Annotated in this window: 19 protein-coding genes and 1 tRNA gene; 5 read left to right on the top strand and 15 right to left on the bottom strand. The window is 66.8% G+C overall.

The annotated features are described in order from the left end of the window. Positions 1-19: 19 nt before the first annotated feature. The gene (locus QN163_08175; GenBank protein MDR5683986.1) at positions 20-271 is read right to left on the bottom strand and encodes a ribosomal L7Ae/L30e/S12e/Gadd45 family protein; all 252 of its coding nucleotides are present in this window, start codon (positions 269-271) and stop codon (positions 20-22) included. 298 nt (positions 272-569) lie between these two features. Between QN163_08175 and QN163_08170 the strand changes: the two genes are divergently transcribed. The 5 genes from QN163_08170 (at position 570) to QN163_08150 (ending at position 5089) form a co-directional block, all read left to right on the top strand. Next, positions 570-1394 carry a cytochrome c oxidase subunit II gene (locus tag QN163_08170; GenBank protein ID MDR5683985.1) on the top strand — a complete coding sequence of 275 codons (825 nt, stop codon included), beginning with the start codon at positions 570-572 and terminating at the stop codon, positions 1392-1394. 5 nt (positions 1395-1399) lie between these two features. Continuing rightward, on the top strand, positions 1400-3148 hold the full coding sequence (locus QN163_08165) for a cbb3-type cytochrome c oxidase subunit I (protein MDR5683984.1): 1749 nt from the start codon (positions 1400-1402) through the stop codon (positions 3146-3148). Positions 3149-3201: 53 nt separating this feature from the next. Beyond that, positions 3202-3825: a cytochrome c oxidase subunit 3 gene (locus QN163_08160; GenBank protein MDR5683983.1), complete on the top strand. Its 624-nt coding sequence runs from the start codon at positions 3202-3204 to the stop codon at positions 3823-3825. Between the two features lie 62 nt (positions 3826-3887). Beyond that, positions 3888-4751, top strand: coding sequence for a cytochrome c oxidase subunit 3 (locus tag QN163_08155; GenBank protein ID MDR5683982.1), 864 nt, complete (start codon positions 3888-3890; stop codon positions 4749-4751). A 29-nt stretch (positions 4752-4780) separates the two neighbouring features. Continuing rightward, the gene (locus QN163_08150; GenBank protein ID MDR5683981.1) at positions 4781-5089 is read left to right on the top strand and encodes a cytochrome C oxidase subunit IV family protein; all 309 of its coding nucleotides are present in this window, start codon (positions 4781-4783) and stop codon (positions 5087-5089) included. Positions 5090-5135: 46 nt separating this feature from the next. Here QN163_08150 and QN163_08145 read toward each other — a convergent pair whose 3' ends face one another. The 14 genes from QN163_08145 to tuf form a co-directional block, all read right to left on the bottom strand. After that, entirely contained in the window at positions 5136-5936 is an 801-nt protein-coding gene (locus QN163_08145) for a cytochrome c oxidase assembly protein (protein MDR5683980.1), read from the bottom strand. A gap of 97 nt (positions 5937-6033) precedes the next feature. Beyond that, the gene (rpoC, locus tag QN163_08140) at positions 6034-9468 is read right to left on the bottom strand and encodes a DNA-directed RNA polymerase subunit beta' (GenBank protein ID MDR5683979.1); all 3435 of its coding nucleotides are present in this window, start codon (positions 9466-9468) and stop codon (positions 6034-6036) included. Positions 9469-9492: 24 nt separating this feature from the next. Then, positions 9493-12885: a DNA-directed RNA polymerase subunit beta gene (gene rpoB / locus QN163_08135; GenBank protein MDR5683978.1), complete on the bottom strand. Its 3393-nt coding sequence runs from the start codon at positions 12883-12885 to the stop codon at positions 9493-9495. Between the two features lie 480 nt (positions 12886-13365). Further along, positions 13366-13746, bottom strand: coding sequence for a 50S ribosomal protein L7/L12 (gene rplL / locus QN163_08130; protein ID MDR5683977.1), 381 nt, complete (start codon positions 13744-13746; stop codon positions 13366-13368). Positions 13747-13800: 54 nt separating this feature from the next. Then, positions 13801-14328 (bottom strand): 50S ribosomal protein L10, encoded by a 528-nt coding sequence (rplJ, locus tag QN163_08125; protein ID MDR5683976.1) that lies wholly within the window; start codon positions 14326-14328, stop codon positions 13801-13803. Between the two features lie 307 nt (positions 14329-14635). Beyond that, a complete protein-coding gene (gene rplA / locus QN163_08120; protein MDR5683975.1) occupies positions 14636-15352 on the bottom strand; it encodes a 50S ribosomal protein L1 in 717 nt (238 codons plus the stop codon). A 50-nt stretch (positions 15353-15402) separates the two neighbouring features. After that, complete coding sequence (gene rplK / locus QN163_08115) at positions 15403-15828, bottom strand: 50S ribosomal protein L11 (protein MDR5683974.1); 426 nt, start codon at positions 15826-15828, stop codon at positions 15403-15405. Positions 15829-15876: 48 nt separating this feature from the next. Further along, a complete protein-coding gene (gene nusG, locus QN163_08110) occupies positions 15877-16380 on the bottom strand; it encodes a transcription termination/antitermination protein NusG (GenBank protein ID MDR5683973.1) in 504 nt (167 codons plus the stop codon). Between the two features lie 114 nt (positions 16381-16494). Then, entirely contained in the window at positions 16495-16758 is a 264-nt protein-coding gene (gene secE, locus QN163_08105; GenBank protein ID MDR5683972.1) for a preprotein translocase subunit SecE, read from the bottom strand. Between the two features lie 124 nt (positions 16759-16882). Then, a complete protein-coding gene (locus QN163_08100; GenBank protein MDR5683971.1) occupies positions 16883-17512 on the bottom strand; it encodes a hypothetical protein in 630 nt (209 codons plus the stop codon). A 45-nt stretch (positions 17513-17557) separates the two neighbouring features. Then, positions 17558-17634 (bottom strand) — tRNA-Trp (locus QN163_08095). Between the two features lie 39 nt (positions 17635-17673). After that, positions 17674-17844, bottom strand: coding sequence for a hypothetical protein (locus QN163_08090; protein MDR5683970.1), 171 nt, complete (start codon positions 17842-17844; stop codon positions 17674-17676). Between the two features lie 9 nt (positions 17845-17853). Further along, positions 17854-18006 carry a 50S ribosomal protein L33 gene (rpmG, locus tag QN163_08085; GenBank protein MDR5683969.1) on the bottom strand — a complete coding sequence of 51 codons (153 nt, stop codon included), beginning with the start codon at positions 18004-18006 and terminating at the stop codon, positions 17854-17856. Between the two features lie 58 nt (positions 18007-18064). Next, on the bottom strand, positions 18065-18192 hold a 128-nt coding region (gene tuf, locus QN163_08080; GenBank protein MDR5683968.1), incomplete at its 5' end, for an elongation factor Tu.

The following is an 18192-nucleotide window of genomic DNA, read 5'->3' as shown; positions in this document are numbered from 1 at the left end:
CCGGGGGCGTGTACAACCCTTACGACCGCAGGATGGCGGCCGCCGCTGCACCGACCGCAATCCCGCAGGCCCGACCGAGCTCCCTGCCGGTTTCGACCTCGACCACCGGCAGGCCCCGTTCTTCGGCGGCACGCACGACCGGCTCTGTGATCCTGCGGGCCGCATCCCGGGATACGAACACGACCACCGCGCGGCCTCGCGCGATGGCCTTGGCCGTCTGATGCGCTCCGACAACCCGCTTAGGCGCTTCCTTCAGGGCGTCCAGCGTCACGGTTCCCAGTCTTCCCTACCCGAGTCCGGCCCGCCGCCAGACAACCTTTCCGAGCATAGACGCTCGGCTGCACGTTGTCAATGCGTGCGCCACGCAGCTCCCAGCGTCGCTGTGATCGCACGGCTTGCCCGCAATCCTATAGTATTAGACGGAGGGAACGGCCGGCGACGCCGGGGCGGCGTCGGGGCGGTTCCCGTTTTTGCGACACCGGGCAGGGGTTTGCGCACCGATCCCAGAACGCTGTCTAGGGGCGCGACATTCCGCTCCTGGGTCAGAACGTCTGGAGGGTCAACTCCCCGTGGAAGATCGCTCTGAGCACGCTGCGCTCGAGCGCACGCAGCGGTCCGGCCTCGGTCTGGGTCTGCTGTTCTGGTTGTTCATGCTCGCAGGTCTGGTCGGTACGCTGTACGCCCGGCGCGCGTGGTGGTTCCCGCCGCTGGCGTCGCGCGAGGGGGCCGATCTGGACTGGTTGTTCGACGTGACCCTGTGGACGACCGGACTGGTCTTCATCCTCATCCACGTCCTGCTTGGCTACTTCGTCATCCGCTACCGCGCGCGTCCGGGCGCCCGCGCCCACTACTTTCCGTTCCACCTCAAATTGGAGCTGACCTACACGATCATCCCGGCAATCGCCATGGTCGCGCTCAGCGTGGCCGGGCTCGTGCTGTGGTTGCGGATCACACTCGCCTCCCCCGCCGACGCGCACGTCGTGGAAGTCCGCGGCGAACAGTTCGCCTGGACGGCCCGCTACCCGGGGCCCGACGGCCAGCTCGGTCGAACGGATCTGCGCGTGCGCGAACCGTTCAACGTTGACCCAACGGACCCGGCAGCCGCCGACGACATCGTCAGCCCGGAGATCCTGTTGGTCGTCGATCGCCCGGCCCGCGTGTTGCTGCGGACCCGGGATGTGCAACACAGCTTCTTCGTGCCGGCGTTCCGCATGAAGAAGGACCTGGTGCCTGGCGCGACCACCGAGATCGTGTTCACTCCGACGCAGACCGGGACCTTCGACCTGGCCTGCGCCGAGCTGTGCGGCGTCGGGCACTACACGATGCGGGGCCAGGTGCGCGTCGTGACACAGGAGGAGTTCGACCGCTGGATGGCCGAGCAGGCGCGGAGGTGACACCGATGGCGACCGCCCAAACCCACGCGGCCCATCCGGAAGTACACGTCGAACAGAGCTTCTGGCGAAAGTACGTCTTCAGTCAGGACCACAAGGTCATCGGCATCCAGTACCTGCTGACCTCCCTGTTCATGCTGCTGGTCGGAGGCGCCCTCGCGATGCTGATCCGGACCCAGCTCGCCTGGCCGGACGCCGGCGTCCTGCAGGCCGACCAGTACATCGCAGTGGTCGGGATGCACGGGACGATCATGATCTTCTTCGTGTTGACTCCCGCGCTCGTGGGGGGCTTCGGGAACTTCCTGATCCCGCTAAAGATCGGGGCGCGCGACATGGCCTTCCCGTTCATCAACATGCTCTCGTACTGGACGTACGCGCTGTCGATCGTGCCGCTGCTGGCCAGCTTCTTCGTGCCCGGGGGCCCGATCAGCGCCGGCTGGACCGCATATCCGCCGCTGAGCGCCCTGCCGCAGGCCGCTCCCGGCTCGGGCATGGGCCAGACGCTGTGGATCGTGGCGATCGCCATCTTCATCGTCTCTTCGCTGTTCGGATCGCTGAACTACATCACGACGATCCTCCAAATGCGGACCCCGGGGATGACCCTGAGCCGCATGCCGCTGACGGTGTGGGGCCTGTTTTTGACCTCGATTCTGGCCCTCTTGTCGTTTCCGGTGCTGCTGGCCGCGGGCATCTTGTTGTTGTTCGACCGGGTCGCCGGGACCAGCTTCTTCGTGCCCGCCGGCCTGGTGGTTGGCGGACAGGTGATCGACCACACGGGCGGCAATCCCCTCCTGTGGCAGCACCTCTTCTGGTTCTTCGGCCACCCCGAGGTCTACATCGTGATCCTGCCTCCCATGGGGATCGTCTCCGACGTGCTCGCCAACTTCTCGCGAAAGCCGATCTTCGGATACACGGCGATGGTCGCCTCCATGATGGCGATCACGCTGCTGAGCTTCCTCGTGTGGGCGCACCACATGTTCGTGAGCGGGATGCATCCGCTGCTGGGTACCGCGTTCGCCGTCACGACGCTGCTGATCGCTGTGCCATCCGCGGTGAAGACGTTCAACTGGCTGGCGACGCTGTGGCGGGGGAAGATCTACTTCTCGTCAGCGATGCTGTTCGCCATCGGGTTCATTTCGCTGTTCGTCGCCGGCGGACTGACCGGCATCTTCTTGGGCAATGCGCCGCTGGACATCCCGCTGCACGACACGTTCTTCGTCGTCGGCCACTTCCACCTCGTGATGGGCGCGGCGTCGCTGTTCGGGATCTTCGCCGGCATTTACTTCTGGTTTCCGAAGATGTTCGGCCGCATGCTCGACGAGCGGTTGGGCCGACTGCACTTCTGGTTGACCATGATCGGGATCTACGGAACGTTCTTCCCCATGTACTACTTGGGCACCGCGGGGATGCACCGCCGGATCTTCTCCACGGAGGCCTTCCCGTATCTCGCCAAGCTGCAGCCGTTGAACGTGTTCATCACCCTCAGCGCGTTTTTGATCTTCATCGGCGGGTTGGTGCTCGCGTACAACATCCTGTGGGGCCTGGCGAGCGGCCCCCGCGCCGGCCGGAACCCGTGGCGGGGCACGACGCTCGAGTGGCACGCCGACAGCCCGCCCCCGCACGGCAACTGGCACGGCGAGATCCCCTCCGTCTACCGCGGACCGTATGAGTACAGCGTGCCGGGCGCCAAGGAGGACTTCGTGCCGCAGTGGCTCACGCCGGAGGAAGCCGGGGTGGAGGAGGCGAGGCACCACTAGCATCGGAAGGGTAGGACCGATGGGTGGGAACCATCCGCTGGTGAGCAACCGACGTGACGATCACCGTCCGTGAGATCAAGCCGCCGGCACCGCCGCGCCGTCGACCTCCCGGCGATGGCGACGGTTCGGGGCACGGGTTGGCCTGGACGCCGCCGCGCGCCGTGCCGATGGCGACGTGGCTGCTGGTCGGCGCGATAGCGATGTTCTTTGTCGCGCTCACCAGCGCGCTGCTGGTCCGCAGGGCCTCCGGAGAGTGGGCCGCGATTTCGGCTCCGCCGATGCTGTGGCTGACGACCGTGGCGATCGCCGCCAGCAGCCTGGCGGTCGAACGGGCCCGCGCGGCGCTGCGATTTGGCGACACCGCGGCCCTCGGCCGCCGGCTTCGCTGGGCGGTGGGGTTCGGAGTGGCGTTCGTGGTCGGCCAGTTCGCCACCTGGCAGACCCTGGCGGCTGCGGGCGTCTACCTCGCAACCAACCCGCACAGCTCGTACTTCTACCTCCTGACGGGTGCGCACGTTGTGCACCTGCTCGGGGGGTTCGCGGGGATGGCTCTGGTCGCCGGGCGGGCTGCTCGGCACGACAGGACGCTGCGGGCGGCCGCGGACGGGCTTGCCATCTACTGGCACTTCCTCGCCGGCCTGTGGATCTACCTGTTCACCGTACTCTTCTGGATCTGATGCCGATCCACCGCCTACCCGACCGCCGTCGGCGGGCCGGGTGCGGGTTCAGGAGGTTCTAGATGGCACAGGCGGTCGCACAACGCCGGCCCGCAGGACAGTGGGGCGGCGGCGTCTCCCCCTTCGGCATCGGGTGGGGAAAGCTCATGATGTGGGTCTTCATCCTCTCCGACGCCTTCACGTTCGGCGGCCTGCTGGCCGCCTACGGCGCCGCGCGGGCGGTCGCCGGGACCTGGCCGCACCAGGCCGAGGTGTTCGGACTGGAGCTGGTTGGCACGATGACGTTCATCCTGATCACTAGCAGCGCGACGATGGCCGTCGCGGTGCACGCCGCCAAGCGCGGCGACCACCTCCTCGTGGAGCGGTTCCTGTTGCTGACGATCCTGGGCGGCCTAACCTTCTTGGGCATGCAGGCCTACGAGTGGACGCACTTCATCCACGAGGGAGCGCGGCTGGGATCCAATCCCTGGGGCGTTCCGGCGTTCAGTGCCACGTTCTTCATCATCACGGGGTTCCACGGCAGCCACGTCACCAGCGGCGTCATCTACCTCATGTACGTCTTTTTGCGGGCGCGGCGCGAACGGCATGAACTCGAGGCGTGGCGCCACCCCCTGCGCGACCACGCCGGCCGCCGCATCGACCCCGGCGCGAAGGTCCGCCTGCTCACGCAGCCGGATCGGGCGGAGACGACGGTCGAACGCGTGCACCCATCGTGGGGCAAACTCGTCGTCCTCGTTCCCGGCAAGACCACCAACAACGCCGCGATGCTGCCCGCCGAAGCGGTGGAGGTCGTCGAAGAGGGCTCCCCACAGCCGATCCCCGTGGACCTGCAGACGCGCGCCGACCGCGTCGAGAACGCAGGGCTGTACTGGCACTTCGTCGATCTGGTGTGGGTGTTCGTGTTCACGTTGATGTACCTGATCTAGCGGCGGAAGACGGAGGAGCGGAGGGGTCGATGGAACCGCAGGCACATCCGAGCGGGCCGCACGCCGAGGATCACGGCTATCGCGTCTACGGCACGACGTGGTTCTGGCTGCTGATCATCACGATTGCCGAGGTCGGGATCACCTTCCTCCACATCCCGCGGGTGCTCATGGTGCTCGGGTTGGTGGGCATGGCGATCGCGAAGGCGGTGCTCATCATGGCCTACTTCATGCACCTGAAGTTCGAGCGCCGGACGCTCACGTACATGATCGGTCTGCCGATGATCCTGATCGTCGTCCTGTACTTCGCCCTCTGGCCGGACGCGCTGCTGTTGTTCTGACTCGACTCATCCAGGCACCGGTCACCTCCGTCGGGGCACCTTCCCTTCATGCGTGGTGGGCGCCGCGGCGTGTGCCCTCCTGGCGCAGGGCGGGGACGAGCAGGGCAAGCGCCGCGGTCACGTACGCGAGGTTCATCAGCACCCACATCAGTGCCCCGCCGAACCGCTGGTCGTCCAAGGCCGACCAACCCCACAGGCGCGGGGCGTCCGCGTATGCATAGAGCACGCGGTCCGACAGTGCGATCACGAAGGCGGGGATGAACTGCACCACCGCTGTGGCAACCACGACGGCGATCCGAACCCCGTAGGGGATCCGACGGGGCGCCGACCCCAGCACGACGCCCCAGAAGACGACCGCCGATGCCAAGAACGTCAGATGCTGTACGACGTGCACCGCGTTGCTGTGCAGCGTGAGGTTGTACGCGGGCGGGAGGTGCCAGAACAGGAAGACCGCATTGTACCCGACCAGCGCCGGCCAGGGTGCCCACAGGAAGTCCAGCACCGCACCGACGAGCGGACGTCGCGACAGCCACCCCAAGAACCCCACCGGCGTGGCGAGGACGAACAGCGGTGCCGCAACAAGGGTCAGGATCAAGTGCTGCAGCATGTGCAGCCAGAACAGGTAGGCCGCCCCCACCTCCAGCGGCGAGAGCAGCGCGACGACCAAAGCGGCCTGGGCCGCCCAGAACGCCACGACGTGACCGTGGCGCGGCTGGATCCTCGGATGCAGGTGGTACAGGAGGGTGATGGCAGCCAACCCGAGGACGACCAGGGGGTCTGGGTTCCAGTCGTGCCACCCCAGCGTGGCGATGCCTTCGGCGGGGACGTGAGCGAAGACCGACCGCATCAGTTCACCGCCCTCGGGGCAACGGGGTGCACCCGAGAGCAGGGGGCCACGGGTCCTCTGCGGATCCGGGCCCCCTCGTGTGCGTTGTCCGACGGGCTCAGAGCTGTGCCGCCACCTTGATCTGACGGTAGCGGGCCATCCCCGTGCCGGCCGGGATCAGCTTGCCGATGATGACGTTCTCCTTCAGCCCGATCAGCGGATCCACCTTGCCCCGGGTCGCCGCATCGGTGAGCACCCGGGCCGTCTCCTGGAACGACGCGGCCGACAGGAACGATTCGGTCGCCAGCGACGCCTTCGTGATCCCCATCAGCACCGGGTCGTAGGTCGCCGGCCGGCCGCCCCGCTCCTCCACGCGGCGGTTCTCCTCGCGCAGGGTGAACAGGTCCACCACCTCGCCTGGCAGCAGCTCCGTGTCGCCCTCGTCGCGGACCTTCACCCGACGCAGCATCTGGCGGACGATCACCTCGATGTGCTTGTCGTTGATCTCGACGCCCTGCGACCGATAGACGCCCTGGATCTCCTGTACCAGGTACCGCTGCACCGCCTCCACGCCCTGGATCCGCAGGATGTCGTGCGGGTTCGCCGACCCCTCGGTCAGGCGCTGCCCGGCCTCCACCCGGTCGCCGTCCTGGACGAGCAACCGTTGCCCGAACGGCACGTTGTACTCCACCCTGCGATCCTTGGTCGCGATCACGATCTTGCGCACCCTCGCTTCCTCGATCGAGACCTTCCCGGAGATCTCCGCGATGAGTGCCTGCCCCTTGGGCTTGCGCGCCTCGAACAGCTCCTCCACGCGCGGCAGACCCTGCGTGATGTCGAACCCGGCCACCCCGCCCGTGTGGAACGTCCTCATCGTGAGCTGGGTGCCCGGCTCGCCGATGGACTGAGCGGCGATGATGCCCACCGCCTCTCCGATCTCCACGGGCTTGCCGGTCGCCAGGTTGCGGCCGTAGCACTTGCTGCACACCCCGTAGCGCGTCTCGCAGGTGAGCACCGACCGCACGGGCACCGCGGTGATGCCGGCCTCTTCGATCGCTTCGGCGAGTTCTTCCGTGATCTCTTCGCCGGCGGCCACCAGCGGTTTGCGGTGCCGAGACGGCACGACGTCGTCCGCCGCCACACGCCCAGTGATCCGATCGCGCAGGGGAACGGTGACCTCGTCGCCCTCGCGGATCGGCTCCATGATTACATAGCGAGCCGTGCCGCAGTCCTCCTCGCGGATGATGACGTCCTGGGCGACGTCGACCAGGCGCCGGGTCAGATATCCGGACTCGCTCGTACGGATCGCGGTGTCCGCCAGCCCCTTGCGCTGCCCGTGCATCCCGATGAAGTACTCGAGGACGGTGAGGCCCTCGCGGAAGTTGCTCTTGATCGGGATCTCGATGATCCGACCCGACGGATCGGTGAACAGGCCCCGCATCCCGGCGAGCTGCCGGATCTGCTGGATGTTTCCCCGCGCACCGCTGAGCGCCATCATGTACAGCGGGTTGAAAACGTCGAAGTGCTTGAGCATCGCATTCGTGACCGCCTCGGTCGCCTCGTTCCAGACGTCCACCGTCCGGAGGTAGCGCTCCTCGTCGGTGATGAGCCCCCGCCGGTACTGGGTATCGATCGTGTCCACGCGCCTTTGCGCTTCGGCCAGCAGGCGCTCCTTTTCGGGGGGCGGGACGATGTCCGCCATCGCGATGCTCAGACCCGACTGTGTGGCGAACCGGAATCCGAGGTCCTTCAGCGCGTCCAAAAGCTGGGCGGTCTTCGTCGGCCCCAGCCGCGTGTAGGCGTCGGAGACGATCTGCGACAGGATCTTTCGGTCGCAGACCTGGTCCACGAACCGCAGTTCCTCGGGGATCGCCTCGTTGAAGATGATGCGTCCGACGGTCGTCTCGATGGGCTCCGTTCCCGGGGCCAGCCGAACCTTGACCCGAGCGTGCACGTCCACGGTGCCGTGTTCGTAGGCCAGCACGGCCTCGGCGGGGGTGGAGAACACCTTGCCCTCTCCGCGCACGCCCTCTTTCTCCTGCGTCAGGTAGTAACAGCCGAGGATGATGTCACGCTGCGGACTCGCGACGGCCTTCCCGGACGCCGGCAGCAGGATGTTGTACGCGGACAGCATCAGGATGCGCGCCTCGGCCTGCGCCGCCGCCCCCAGGGGCACGTGCACGGCCATCTGGTCTCCGTCGAAGTCCGCGTTGTACGCGGTGCACACCAGCGGATGGATCTGGATCGCCTTGCCCTCGATCAGCACGGGCTCGAACGCCTGGATCCCGAGCCGGTGGAGCGTCGGAGCACGGTTCAGCAGCACGGGGTGCTCGCGCACCACGTCCTCCAGCACGTCCCACACCTCCGGCCGCTGCCGCTCCACCATGCGCTTGGCGTTCTTGATGTTCTGGGCCAGGTTGCGCTCGACGAGCTTCTTCATGACGAACGGCTTGAACAGCTCGATCGCCATCTCCTTAGGCAGACCGCACTGGTGCAGCTTGAGTTTGGGTCCGACGACGATCACCGAGCGCCCGGAGTAGTCCACCCGCTTGCCCAGCAGGTTCTGCCGGAATCGGCCCTGCTTGCCCTTCAGCAGATCGCTCAGCGACTTCAGGGGGCGGTTGTTCGGACCGGTCACGGGCCGGCCGCGGCGCCCGTTGTCGATCAACGCGTCCACCGCCTCCTGCAGCATCCGCTTCTCGTTGCGGACGATGATCTCGGGCGCCCCCAGGTCCAGCAACCGCTTCAGCCGGTTGTTCCGGTTGATCACCCTTCGGTACAGGTCGTTGAGGTCGCTGGTCGCGAACCTCCCTCCGTCCAGCTGTACCATGGGCCGCAGATCCGGTGGGATCACGGGGATCACGTCGAGGATCATCCACTCTGGACGATTGCCGCTCTTGCGGAATGCCTCTACGACCTCCAGTCGCTTGAGGATCTTGATCCGCTTCTGGCCGGTGCTGCTGGCGATCTCCGCACGCAGGCGCTTGGCCTCCTGATCGAGGTCCATCTCCACGAGCAGCTCCTTGACAGCCTCGGCCCCCATGGCAGCCCGGAAGGCGTTGCCGTACTTCTCGCGCAGCTCGCGGTACTCGTTCTCGGTCAGCAGCTGCTTCTTCTGCAGCTCCTTCACCGAGCCGGGGTCGATGACCAGGTAGGCGGCGAAGTAGACGACCCGCTCCAGCGACCGCGGGGAGATGTCCAACAGCAGCCCGATCCGGCTGGGGACGCCCTTCAGGTACCAGATGTGGCAGACGGGCGCGGCCAGCTCGATGTGGCCCATCCGCTCCCGGCGCACCTTGGCCCGGGTCACCTCCACCCCGCACCGGTCGCAGATGATGCCCTTGTAGCGAATGCGCTTGTACTTGCCGCAGTGGCACTCCCAGTCCTTCTGCGGCCCAAAGATCCGCTCGCAGAACAGACCGTCACGCTCGGGCTTCAGCGTGCGGTAGTTGATCGTCTCCGGCTTCTTGACCTCGCCGCGGGACCACATCCGGATCTGTTCGGGCGAGGCGAGGCCGATTTTCACCGCATCGAAGTTGTTGACGTCCTGCACTGGACTCCTCCAGGACGGTTCTGACTAGATCGGCTCCTCCAGCAGCGCTTCCTCGCCTTCGAGGTTGATCCCCAGCGAGCGCTGCGTCTCGACGACGTCCTCTTCGATCTCCTTGAGTTCGATCTCCCGCTGGTCCTCGCTGAGGACCTTGACATCCAGACACAGGGCCTGCAGCTCTTTGATGAGGACCTTGAACGACTCTGGCACGCCGGGCTCCTGGATGTTCTCCCCCTTGACGATCGCCTCGTAGGTCTTCACCCGGCCGACAACGTCGTCGCTCTTGACGGTCAGCAGCTCCTGCAGCGTGCTCGCCGCGCCGTAGGCCTCCAGCGCCCAGACCTCCATCTCCCCGAACCGCTGACCGCCGAACTGCGCCTTGCCCCCCAGCGGCTGCTGGGTGATGAGGCTGTAGGGTCCGGTGGACCGCGCGTGGATCTTGTCCTCGACCAGGTGCAGCAGCTTCATCATGTAGATCTGTCCGACCGTGCACGGCTGGTCGAACAGCAGCCCGGTGCGGCCGTCGCGCAGGTGGATCTTCCCGGAGCGCGGAAGATCCGCGCGCTCCAGGAGGTTCTCGATCTCCGACTCGCGGGCGCCGTCGAACACCGGCACCTCCGCGTAGAAGCCGATCTGCTCGCATACCCAGCCCAGGTGCGTCTCAAGGACCTGGCCGACGTTCATCCGGCTCGGCACACCCAGCGGGTTCAGGACGATGTCCACCGGCGTCCCGTCGGGCAGATACGGCATGTCCTCCTCAGGGACGATGCGGGAGATGACGCCCTTGTTGCCGTGGCGGCCGGCCATCTTGTCGCCGACCGTGATCTTGCGCTTCTGGGCGACGTAGACGCGGACCAGCTGATTGACGCCGGGCGACAGCTCGTCTCCGTTCTCACGGCTGAACACCTTGACGCCGACGACCTTCCCCTTCTCCCCGTGCGGCACCTTCAGGGAGGTGTCGCGCACCTCGCGCGCCTTTTCTCCGAAGATCGCGCGCAGCAGCCGCTCCTCGGCGGTCAGCTCCGTCTCGCCCTTGGGAGTCACCTTCCCGACGAGGATGTCGCCGGCACGTACCTCGGCGCCGATGCGCACGATCCCCCGCTCGTCCAGGTCGCGCAAAGCGTCCTCGGCGATGTTGGGGATGTCCCGGGTGATCTCCTCGGGCCCCAGCTTCGTGTCGCGGGCCTCGACCTCGTACTCCTCGATGTGGATGCTGGTGAACAGGTCTTTCTTCACCAGCCGCTCGCTGATTAGGATCGCGTCCTCGTAGTTGTATCCTTCCCACGGCATGAACGCGACCAGGACGTTGTGGCCCAGCGCCAGCTCGCCCCCGTCGGTCGACGGCCCGTCGGCGAGGATCTCGCCCGCGTGGACTTCCTGCCCGGAGCGCACGATTGGGCGCTGGTTGATGCACGTCCCCTGGTTGCTGCGCCGGAACTTTGTCAGCCGGTACGCGATGCGCCGGCTGCCCCGGACCACGATCTCATCGGCCGACACCGACTCGACGACCCCGTCTTCCTCGGCGACGACGACCGCGCCGGAATCGGTGGCCACGCGGTGCTCGACCCCGGTGCCCACGAGGGGTGCCTCTGGCCGAATCAGCGGTACGGCCTGGGTCTGCATGTTGGACCCCATCAGAGCCCGCGTGCCGTCGTCGTGCTCGAGGAACGGGATCAGTGCGGTCGTCACCGACACGATCTGCTTGGGCGAGACGTCCATGAAGTCCACTTCCTCGCGGGCCACCTGAACGGGGTGGCCGTGCGCCTGCCGCGCGACGACGCGCGGCGCAAGCATCCCGTGCTCGTCCACCTCAGCGTTGGCCTGGGCGATGGTGTACCGCTCCTCGTCGTCCGCGGTCAGGTAGACGATCTCGCGGGTGACCTTCCCGCCCCGAACCCGTCGGTACGGCGTCTCGATGAACCCCAGCTCGCTGACGCGGGCATAGGTCGCCAGCGAGGAGATCAGCCCGATGTTCGGTCCTTCCGGCGTCTCAATCGGGCACATGCGGCCGTAGTGGGAGGTGTGGACGTCGCGCACCTCGAATCCGGCACGTTCGCGGCTCAGCCCGCCCGGTCCGAGCGCGCTCAGCCGCCGCTTGTGCCGCAGCTCAGACAGCGGGTTGGTCTGGTCCATGAACTGGGAAAGCTGGCTGGACCCGAAGAACTCCTTAATCGCCGCGGTCACCGGCCGGATGTTGATCAGCACCTGGGGGGTGATCTGGCCGATCTCCTGGATCGTCATGCGCTCCCGGATCACGCGCTCCATGCGGAGCATACCGATGCGAAACTGGTTCTGCAGCAGCTCACCCACCGACCGCACGCGGCGGTTGCCCAGGTGATCGATGTCGTCGACCTCCCCCTCGCCGTTGTTCAGCGCGATGAGGTAGCGGACGATCTGCGCGATGTCTTCCGGGGCCAGGACCCGCTGGTCCGCTGGGACGTCCAGGTTGAGCTTCTTGTTCAGCTTGTAGCGCCCCACCCGCCCGAGGTCGTAGCGCCGCGGTTCGAAGAACAGCGTGTGCAGGAGGTTGCTGGCCGATTCGATCGTGGGCGGATCCCCCGGCCGCAGCCGCTTGTAGATCTCGATGATCGCGGAGTTGCGATCCCGGGTGGGGTCCTTCTCCATCGTGGCCACGATGGCCTTGTCGTCGCCGTACAGCCGGCGCAGCATCTCATCGGTCTCATATCCCACCGCACGCAGCAGAACCGTCGCCGGCAGCTTGCGCGTGCGGTCGATCCGAACGAACACGCCGCCGCTGGCATCCATCTCGAACTCCAGCCACGCACCGCGGCTGGGGATCACCGTCGCGGCGGGCAGCCGACGCCCGTTGCTGTCTGTGATGTAGCTGTAGTAGACACCCGCCGACCGCACGAGCTGGCTGACCACGACCCGCTCCGCGCCGTTGATCACGAAGGTGCCGTCGCGGGTCATGAGCGGGAAGTCGCCCATGAAGACGTCCTGTTCCTTGATCTCCCCCGTCTCCTTGATCACCAGGCGGACTCGGACCTTCAGCGCGGCACTGTAGTTGGCGTCGCGCTCGCGGCACTCGTCGGCGCTGTACTTGGGCGCTTCGAAGTAGTAGCCGCCGTAGTCGAGCGTGCCCTCCGTGAACCGGAAGATGTCGGGGTTGTCAGCCGACCTGCGCCGCCGCTTCTCGTCCGGCACCGCAAAGTGCAGCTCGAGGTTGCCGGTGAAGTCCTGGATCGGCGAGACCTCGGCGAAGACCTCGCGGATGCCTTCCTCGATGAACCAGCGGAACGATCGACGCTGGACCTCCACCAGATCCGGGAGGTCCAGCACGTCCGGTAGCTTTCCGAAGGAGATCCGTTCGCGGCGGCCGCGCCTGACGATGCGGCCCGTCCCCAGACGCGGGACACGGTCGAACGCGAACCGGCCGTTGGGCTGCTTGCGCACTTCCATGGACGCTTTCGTGGCGGTCACCTCCATCCGTGGATCCGGCGAGCGCCGGGATGTGGAGACGGTCGCGGAACGGTCACAGACACACGAAACCCACGCACGACGCCACCCGGCCGCAGTCGCGGCCAGACGGACGATCGTGCCGGGTCAGCACCAGAGAACCCAATCTGGCGTCTGTGTCAAACTCCCCCCGGGGGCGAAGCCGCCGTCGACCCGTCGGAAATCGGCCAGTCCGGAAACAACGAGAAGCGGGGCTTGAACCGGACAGCCTCGCTCCTCCTGTGAATCCACAACTCCTCGGCCCGTTCCTCCTCCGACGGATCCACCGGCGACGGCAACGCGGGAAAAGATAACCGTACGTCCGGCCCCTAGCCGAAACGCACCTTCGAAAAATAGCACACGGGGGATTTTCCCGTCAACCGGCAAGACTCACCCTTCCCACCGGTTCGGGACGGACAGCGTACCCGGCGGTACCGGGCCCGCTCACTTGACTTCGACCTCTGCGCCTACCTCGGTGAGTTTCGCCCGGATCGCCTCGGCCTCCTCCTTTGTGACCTTCTCTTTGACCGGCTTGGGCGCGCCGTCCACCAGGTCCTTGGCCTCCTTCAGTCCCAGGCCCGTCAACTCGCGGACCACCTTGATGACCTGGATCTTGTTGGACCCCGCGCCCTTGAGGATGACGTCGAACTCGGTCTGCTCTTCTACCGCCGCGCCCGGGGCCGCCGCCGGAGCGGCTGCGACGGCGACCGGCGCTGCGGCGGTCACGCCGAACTTCTCCTCCAGCGCCTTGACCAGGTCCGCCAGCTCCAACACCGTCAGGTTGCCGATCACGTCCACGATCTCCGCCGTGCTCATCTTTGCCATGGCTACCCTCCTGTGGCCGTCCGCCGTTCTCCCTTAGAATGCCTGCTCCATCTGCTACGCACCACCTGCCGCCCGCTTCTGCCGAATCTGATCCAGGGCCCCCACGAGGCTGCGCTGCAGCCCGGTGAGCACGCCCACGAGTCCATACAGGGGCGCCCGCGCGCCGCCCACGACCCTCGCGATCAGTTCCGGACGGGCGGGAAGGTCGGCCAGGGCCTTGATGGTGTCCGCATCGACCACCTTCCCCTCAACGACGCCCCCTTTGACTTCGAGCTTGCGGTACTGGCGGATGAACTCGTGGACGACCCTCGCCGGCGTGACGGGATCGTCGTATCCGATCGCAATCGCAGTCGGTCCGACCAGGTAACGTTCCAGCCCCTCCAGCCCGAGCTCGTCCGCGGCGATCGCCAACAGGGTGTTCTTGACGACGCGGTACTCCGCGCTCGTCTTGCGCAGCCCGTCCCGCAACGCCTCCAGCTCGGGCACGTTGAGGCCCCGGAAATCGGTCAGCACCAGGCCCTGGGCCCGGCGGATCTTCTCCTTGATCCTCTGGACTGCCTCGACCTTCTCGGGTCTGGGCATCTCGACCCTCCGCACGATCGGGGCGGCACCGACGCCGCCAAACGAAATCGGCGCCCCGCAGACGGGCACCGACGGATCCCGCGCGGACCGCCTCCTCTCGATTGACGAGCGGCGACCCACGCCCTGGGTGTTCCGACGGTCCTCGGCAGGCGCTCGCGCTTTACCCCTGCCCCCGTCCGGGGCAGCGTCCTGCGGTCTGCGGACCTATTCGATTCGCGGCTGATCCTAACCAATCCGCACCGGGCACGTCAAGCCCGCACACCCGCCCGCCGGCGGTGGTCGATCCCGGCTGCTAGCAGGCGACGGTCTACGCCGCGCGGCCGGCGGCCAGCGCCTGCGCCTGCGCCGCGTCCACCCGAGCCGCCGGACCCATGGTCGACGACAGCGCGATGCTCTTCAGGTACGTCCCCTTGGCCGCGGCCGGTTTGGCCTTGAGGATCGCGTCGGTCAGGGCGGCGAAGTTGTCCCGCAGAGCCTGCTCGTCGAACGATGCCTTTCCGATGGGCGCGTGGACGATCCCGAACTTGTCCACCCGGAACTCGATCTTCCCGGCTTTGATCTCCCTCACAGCCCTGGCGATGTCTGGGGTGACCGTGCCGGCCTTCGGGTTGGGCATCAGGCCTCGCGGGCCCAGGATGCGCCCCAGCCGGCCCACCTGCCCCATCATGTCCGGCGTCGCCACCGCCACATCGAAGTCGATCCATCCCCCCTGAATCTTCTCGATGAGGTCTTCGGCGCCCACGAAGTCCGCCCCAGCACCCTCCGCCTCCTTCGCCTTCTCCCCCTTCGCGAACACGAGAACCCGCACGGGCCTGCCGCTGCCGTGGGGCAGAACGACCGTGCCCCGCACGAGCTGGTCGGCGTGCTTGGGATCCACGCCCAGACGGAACGCCGCCTCGATCGTCTCGTCGAACTTCGCGCGGGCACCGTCCTTCACGAGCCGGATGGCTTCTTCCGGATCGTACAGTCTCGTTCGGTCGATGCGCTTGGCGGCTTCGAGGTACCGCTTACCTGCCTTGGCCATGATCGTCCTCCCGCTGCTGCGCCCGGGGACCGCCGGGCCAATCCGAGATCCTAGCCCACGACCTCGATGCCCATGCTGCGTGCCGTTCCCTCGATCATCCGCATCGCCGACTCGATCGAGGACGTGTTGAGGTCGGGCATCTTCAGCTTCGCGATCTCCTCCACCTGCTTGCGGGTTACCTTCCCGACCTTCTTCTTGTTGGGTTCCGCGGACGCCGTCTCGATGCCGGCCGCTTTCTTCAGCAGCACGGACGCCGGCGGTGTCTTCGTCACGAAGGTGAACGAGCGGTCCGCGTAGATCGTGATCTCCGCAGGTACGACCATGCCGGCCTGGGAGGCGGTTCGCTCGTTGTAGGCCTTGCAGAACTCCATGATGTTGATGCCGTGCGGGCCCAGCGCCGTCCCCACGGGCGGCGCCGGCGTGGCCTTACCGGCCTGGATCTGCAGTTTGACGCGCGCGACGACCTTCTTGGCCATGACCAGACCCCGGAGGGCAGCAGACCAAATGCCCGCTGCCTCTGTCGACTAGGTTCTCTCCACCTGCGCGAAGTCCAACTCGACCGGCGTCTCGCGACCGAAGATCGAGACCAGGACCCTCACCTTCTCCTTTTCGGGCTGGATCTCATCCACGACGCCGGTGAATTCCTGGAACGGCCCGGAGGTGATCCGGACCGTGTCCCCCTTGTGGTAGTTGATCCGCAGCTTGGGCACCTCGTCCGTCACCTGGCCCAGGATCACCTTGACCTCGTTCTCGTCCAGCGGAACCGGACGGGCCCCCGACCCCACGAACCCGGTGACGCCCGGCGTGTTCCGAACGACGTACCAGGAGTCGTCGTCCATGATCATCTCAACCAGAACGTAGCCAGGGTAGATCTTCCTCTTGGCAATCCGGCGCTTGCCTTCCTTGACCTCGATCTCGTCCTCGGTGGGGATGAGGACCTCGAAGATCTTGCTCTGCATGTTCATCGATGCCACGCGGCGCTCCAGGTTGGTCTTGACCTTGTTCTCGTAGCCCGAGTACGTGTGGATGACGTACCAGCGCCGGCGCGGGTCCTTCGGCTCCGCCGTGGCGACGGCCGCCTCGGCTGCGGTCTCGGCGTCACCGGTCGGTTCGGTACGCGGTTCCTCGTGCACGGATCTCTCCTAGCGGACGAGCACTCTCTGGAACAGCCAGGTGAAGACAGCGTCCCACGCGCCGAGGTACAGCGCCATGATCGTGACCACGACGATCACGACCAACGTGGACGCGATCAGCTCCTGGCGGGTCGGCCAGGTCACCCGGTTCAGTTCGGCACGGATCTCCCGGAAATACCGGCCGATCCGTTCGGCCACCGAAGGCCCGCGGCGAGGGGCAACCCTCGCTGCCGGTCTGTCCTGCCGTCTGAGCAAGTCGCTGACCCGGGCCATCGCGCAGCTCCCCCGAAAACGTCCCAACGCAGAAGAACGCCCCGGAGGGCGCTTCGCTGATTATAGGAACCGCCCGCGGGGGCTGTCAAACGATCGCCTTCGACCCGACTTGGTGGGTGTCAGGCTACATGCGCGCGATGCGGTCGGCCGCAAGCGCCAGGACCCGCTCAGCGGCATCCCAGAGGGCGTCCAGCCCGTGCCACCCATCCGACGCCGCCCAGAACGTCTCCTCCAGGAGCACGCGACGCGACGACGCATCGAGCACACGGATCTCCAGCACCGCCTGTCCGATCACGCGCCGCGGGGGTGGGGGGATCGCAGACTCAGACGCGCGCACCTCGATCTCCTGAATGTCCAGGTGCGTCCAGCGCCCGGTCACGATCCAGTGCGCACCCACGGTCTGCGCCAACTCGCTCGCCCGCGCCGGCGAGTACAGGTCGGCGGGGCGATACCCACGGGCGCGCATGGCGGTGCGCACTTCAGAACTCGGGACGACTTGGATGGCCGGCGAACGGCTGGCCAGTTCCCGGGCCAAACGTTCGCTCAGGCGCTCCGCTCCGATGTGAAACCCGCCGGTGCTGGCGTCCCAGAAGTCGGCCACCGCGACCACGCGCGGCGTGGGCTGGGCAAAGACCGGAGCCGGAGCGGCCGCGAGCACCGCCGCCAGGAAGAGACCAACCGTCCTGACGAGGAAGACACCTACGCCGGCCCGCATGGCTTCATTGTAAGTCTGCGCGCGGGAAACGTTGAGCATTGGGCCAGACCGTCAGCTTCCGGTCGGCGTCGAGGGATCCCTTCCTGGCAGGGGCGGCGGGATTCGAACCCACAACCTCTGGTTTTGGAGACCAGCGCTCTAGCCGTTCGAGCTACGCCCCTGCGGCGCATCCCCCGACGGAGCGGCCAAAGCGAATTGTACTACAGGTAGCGCTGAAACTGCTGGTAGTTCCACGGGGCAAGCTTGGAGGCCGTGCGCACCAGACGCTCCTTTTCGCTGCGCGTCTGGGCCCGCTCCAGGCGTGAAATCAGCTTTGCCAGCTTCTCCCGGCGGTGGCGGCGGCGCCGGATCTCTCGATCGCGTTCCCGCATCGCGCCCTCCTAGCGTGTCTCGCGGTGCGGCGTGTGTTTGCGGCACCACTTGCAGTACTTGGAGAGCTCGATCCGGTCCGGATCGTTCTTCTTGTTCTTGTTCGTCACGTAGTTCCGCCGCTTGCACACCGTGCACGCCAGCGTGATGATGTCGCGTGGCAACGTCAACCTCCGTCTGGCTCAGTCGCCTGTCGAGGCATGCCGGACCTTGCGCCGATGGCTAGTCGACCACCTTCGTCACGACCCCCGCGCCCACCGTCCGGCCACCCTCTCGGATCGCGAACCGCAGCCCCTCCTCCAGCGCGATCGGGCTGATCAGCTCCACCTCCATCTGGATGTTGTCCCCCG

It is taken from the genome of Armatimonadota bacterium (assembly GCA_031432545.1).
In the GTDB taxonomy this organism is placed as follows: domain Bacteria; phylum Sysuimicrobiota; class Sysuimicrobiia; order Sysuimicrobiales; family Sysuimicrobiaceae; genus Caldifonticola; species Caldifonticola tengchongensis.
The sequence above is the reverse complement of the archived record's forward strand: the minus strand, read 5'-3'. Positions and strand labels throughout refer to the sequence as shown.

Coding starts and splice junctions, on each gene's coding strand:
- rpoB (MDR5683978.1), bottom strand. CDS start 12,885: ATGGAAGTGCGCAAGCAGCCCAACGGCCGGTTCGCGTTCGACCGTGTC.
- rplA (MDR5683975.1), bottom strand. CDS start 15,352: ATGGCCAAGGCAGGTAAGCGGTACCTCGAAGCCGCCAAGCGCATCGAC.
- rplJ (MDR5683976.1), bottom strand. CDS start 14,328: ATGCCCAGACCCGAGAAGGTCGAGGCAGTCCAGAGGATCAAGGAGAAG.
- rplK (MDR5683974.1), bottom strand. CDS start 15,828: ATGGCCAAGAAGGTCGTCGCGCGCGTCAAACTGCAGATCCAGGCCGGT.
- QN163_08150 (MDR5683981.1), top strand. CDS start 4,781: ATGGAACCGCAGGCACATCCGAGCGGGCCGCACGCCGAGGATCACGGC.
- secE (MDR5683972.1), bottom strand. CDS start 16,758: ATGGCCCGGGTCAGCGACTTGCTCAGACGGCAGGACAGACCGGCAGCG.
- rplL (MDR5683977.1), bottom strand. CDS start 13,746: ATGGCAAAGATGAGCACGGCGGAGATCGTGGACGTGATCGGCAACCTG.
- QN163_08165 (MDR5683984.1), top strand. CDS start 1,400: ATGGCGACCGCCCAAACCCACGCGGCCCATCCGGAAGTACACGTCGAA.
- QN163_08155 (MDR5683982.1), top strand. CDS start 3,888: ATGGCACAGGCGGTCGCACAACGCCGGCCCGCAGGACAGTGGGGCGGC.
- QN163_08090 (MDR5683970.1), bottom strand. CDS start 17,844: ATGCGGGAACGCGATCGAGAGATCCGGCGCCGCCGCCACCGCCGGGAG.
- QN163_08145 (MDR5683980.1), bottom strand. CDS start 5,936: ATGCGGTCGGTCTTCGCTCACGTCCCCGCCGAAGGCATCGCCACGCTG.
- QN163_08100 (MDR5683971.1), bottom strand. CDS start 17,512: ATGCTCAACGTTTCCCGCGCGCAGACTTACAATGAAGCCATGCGGGCC.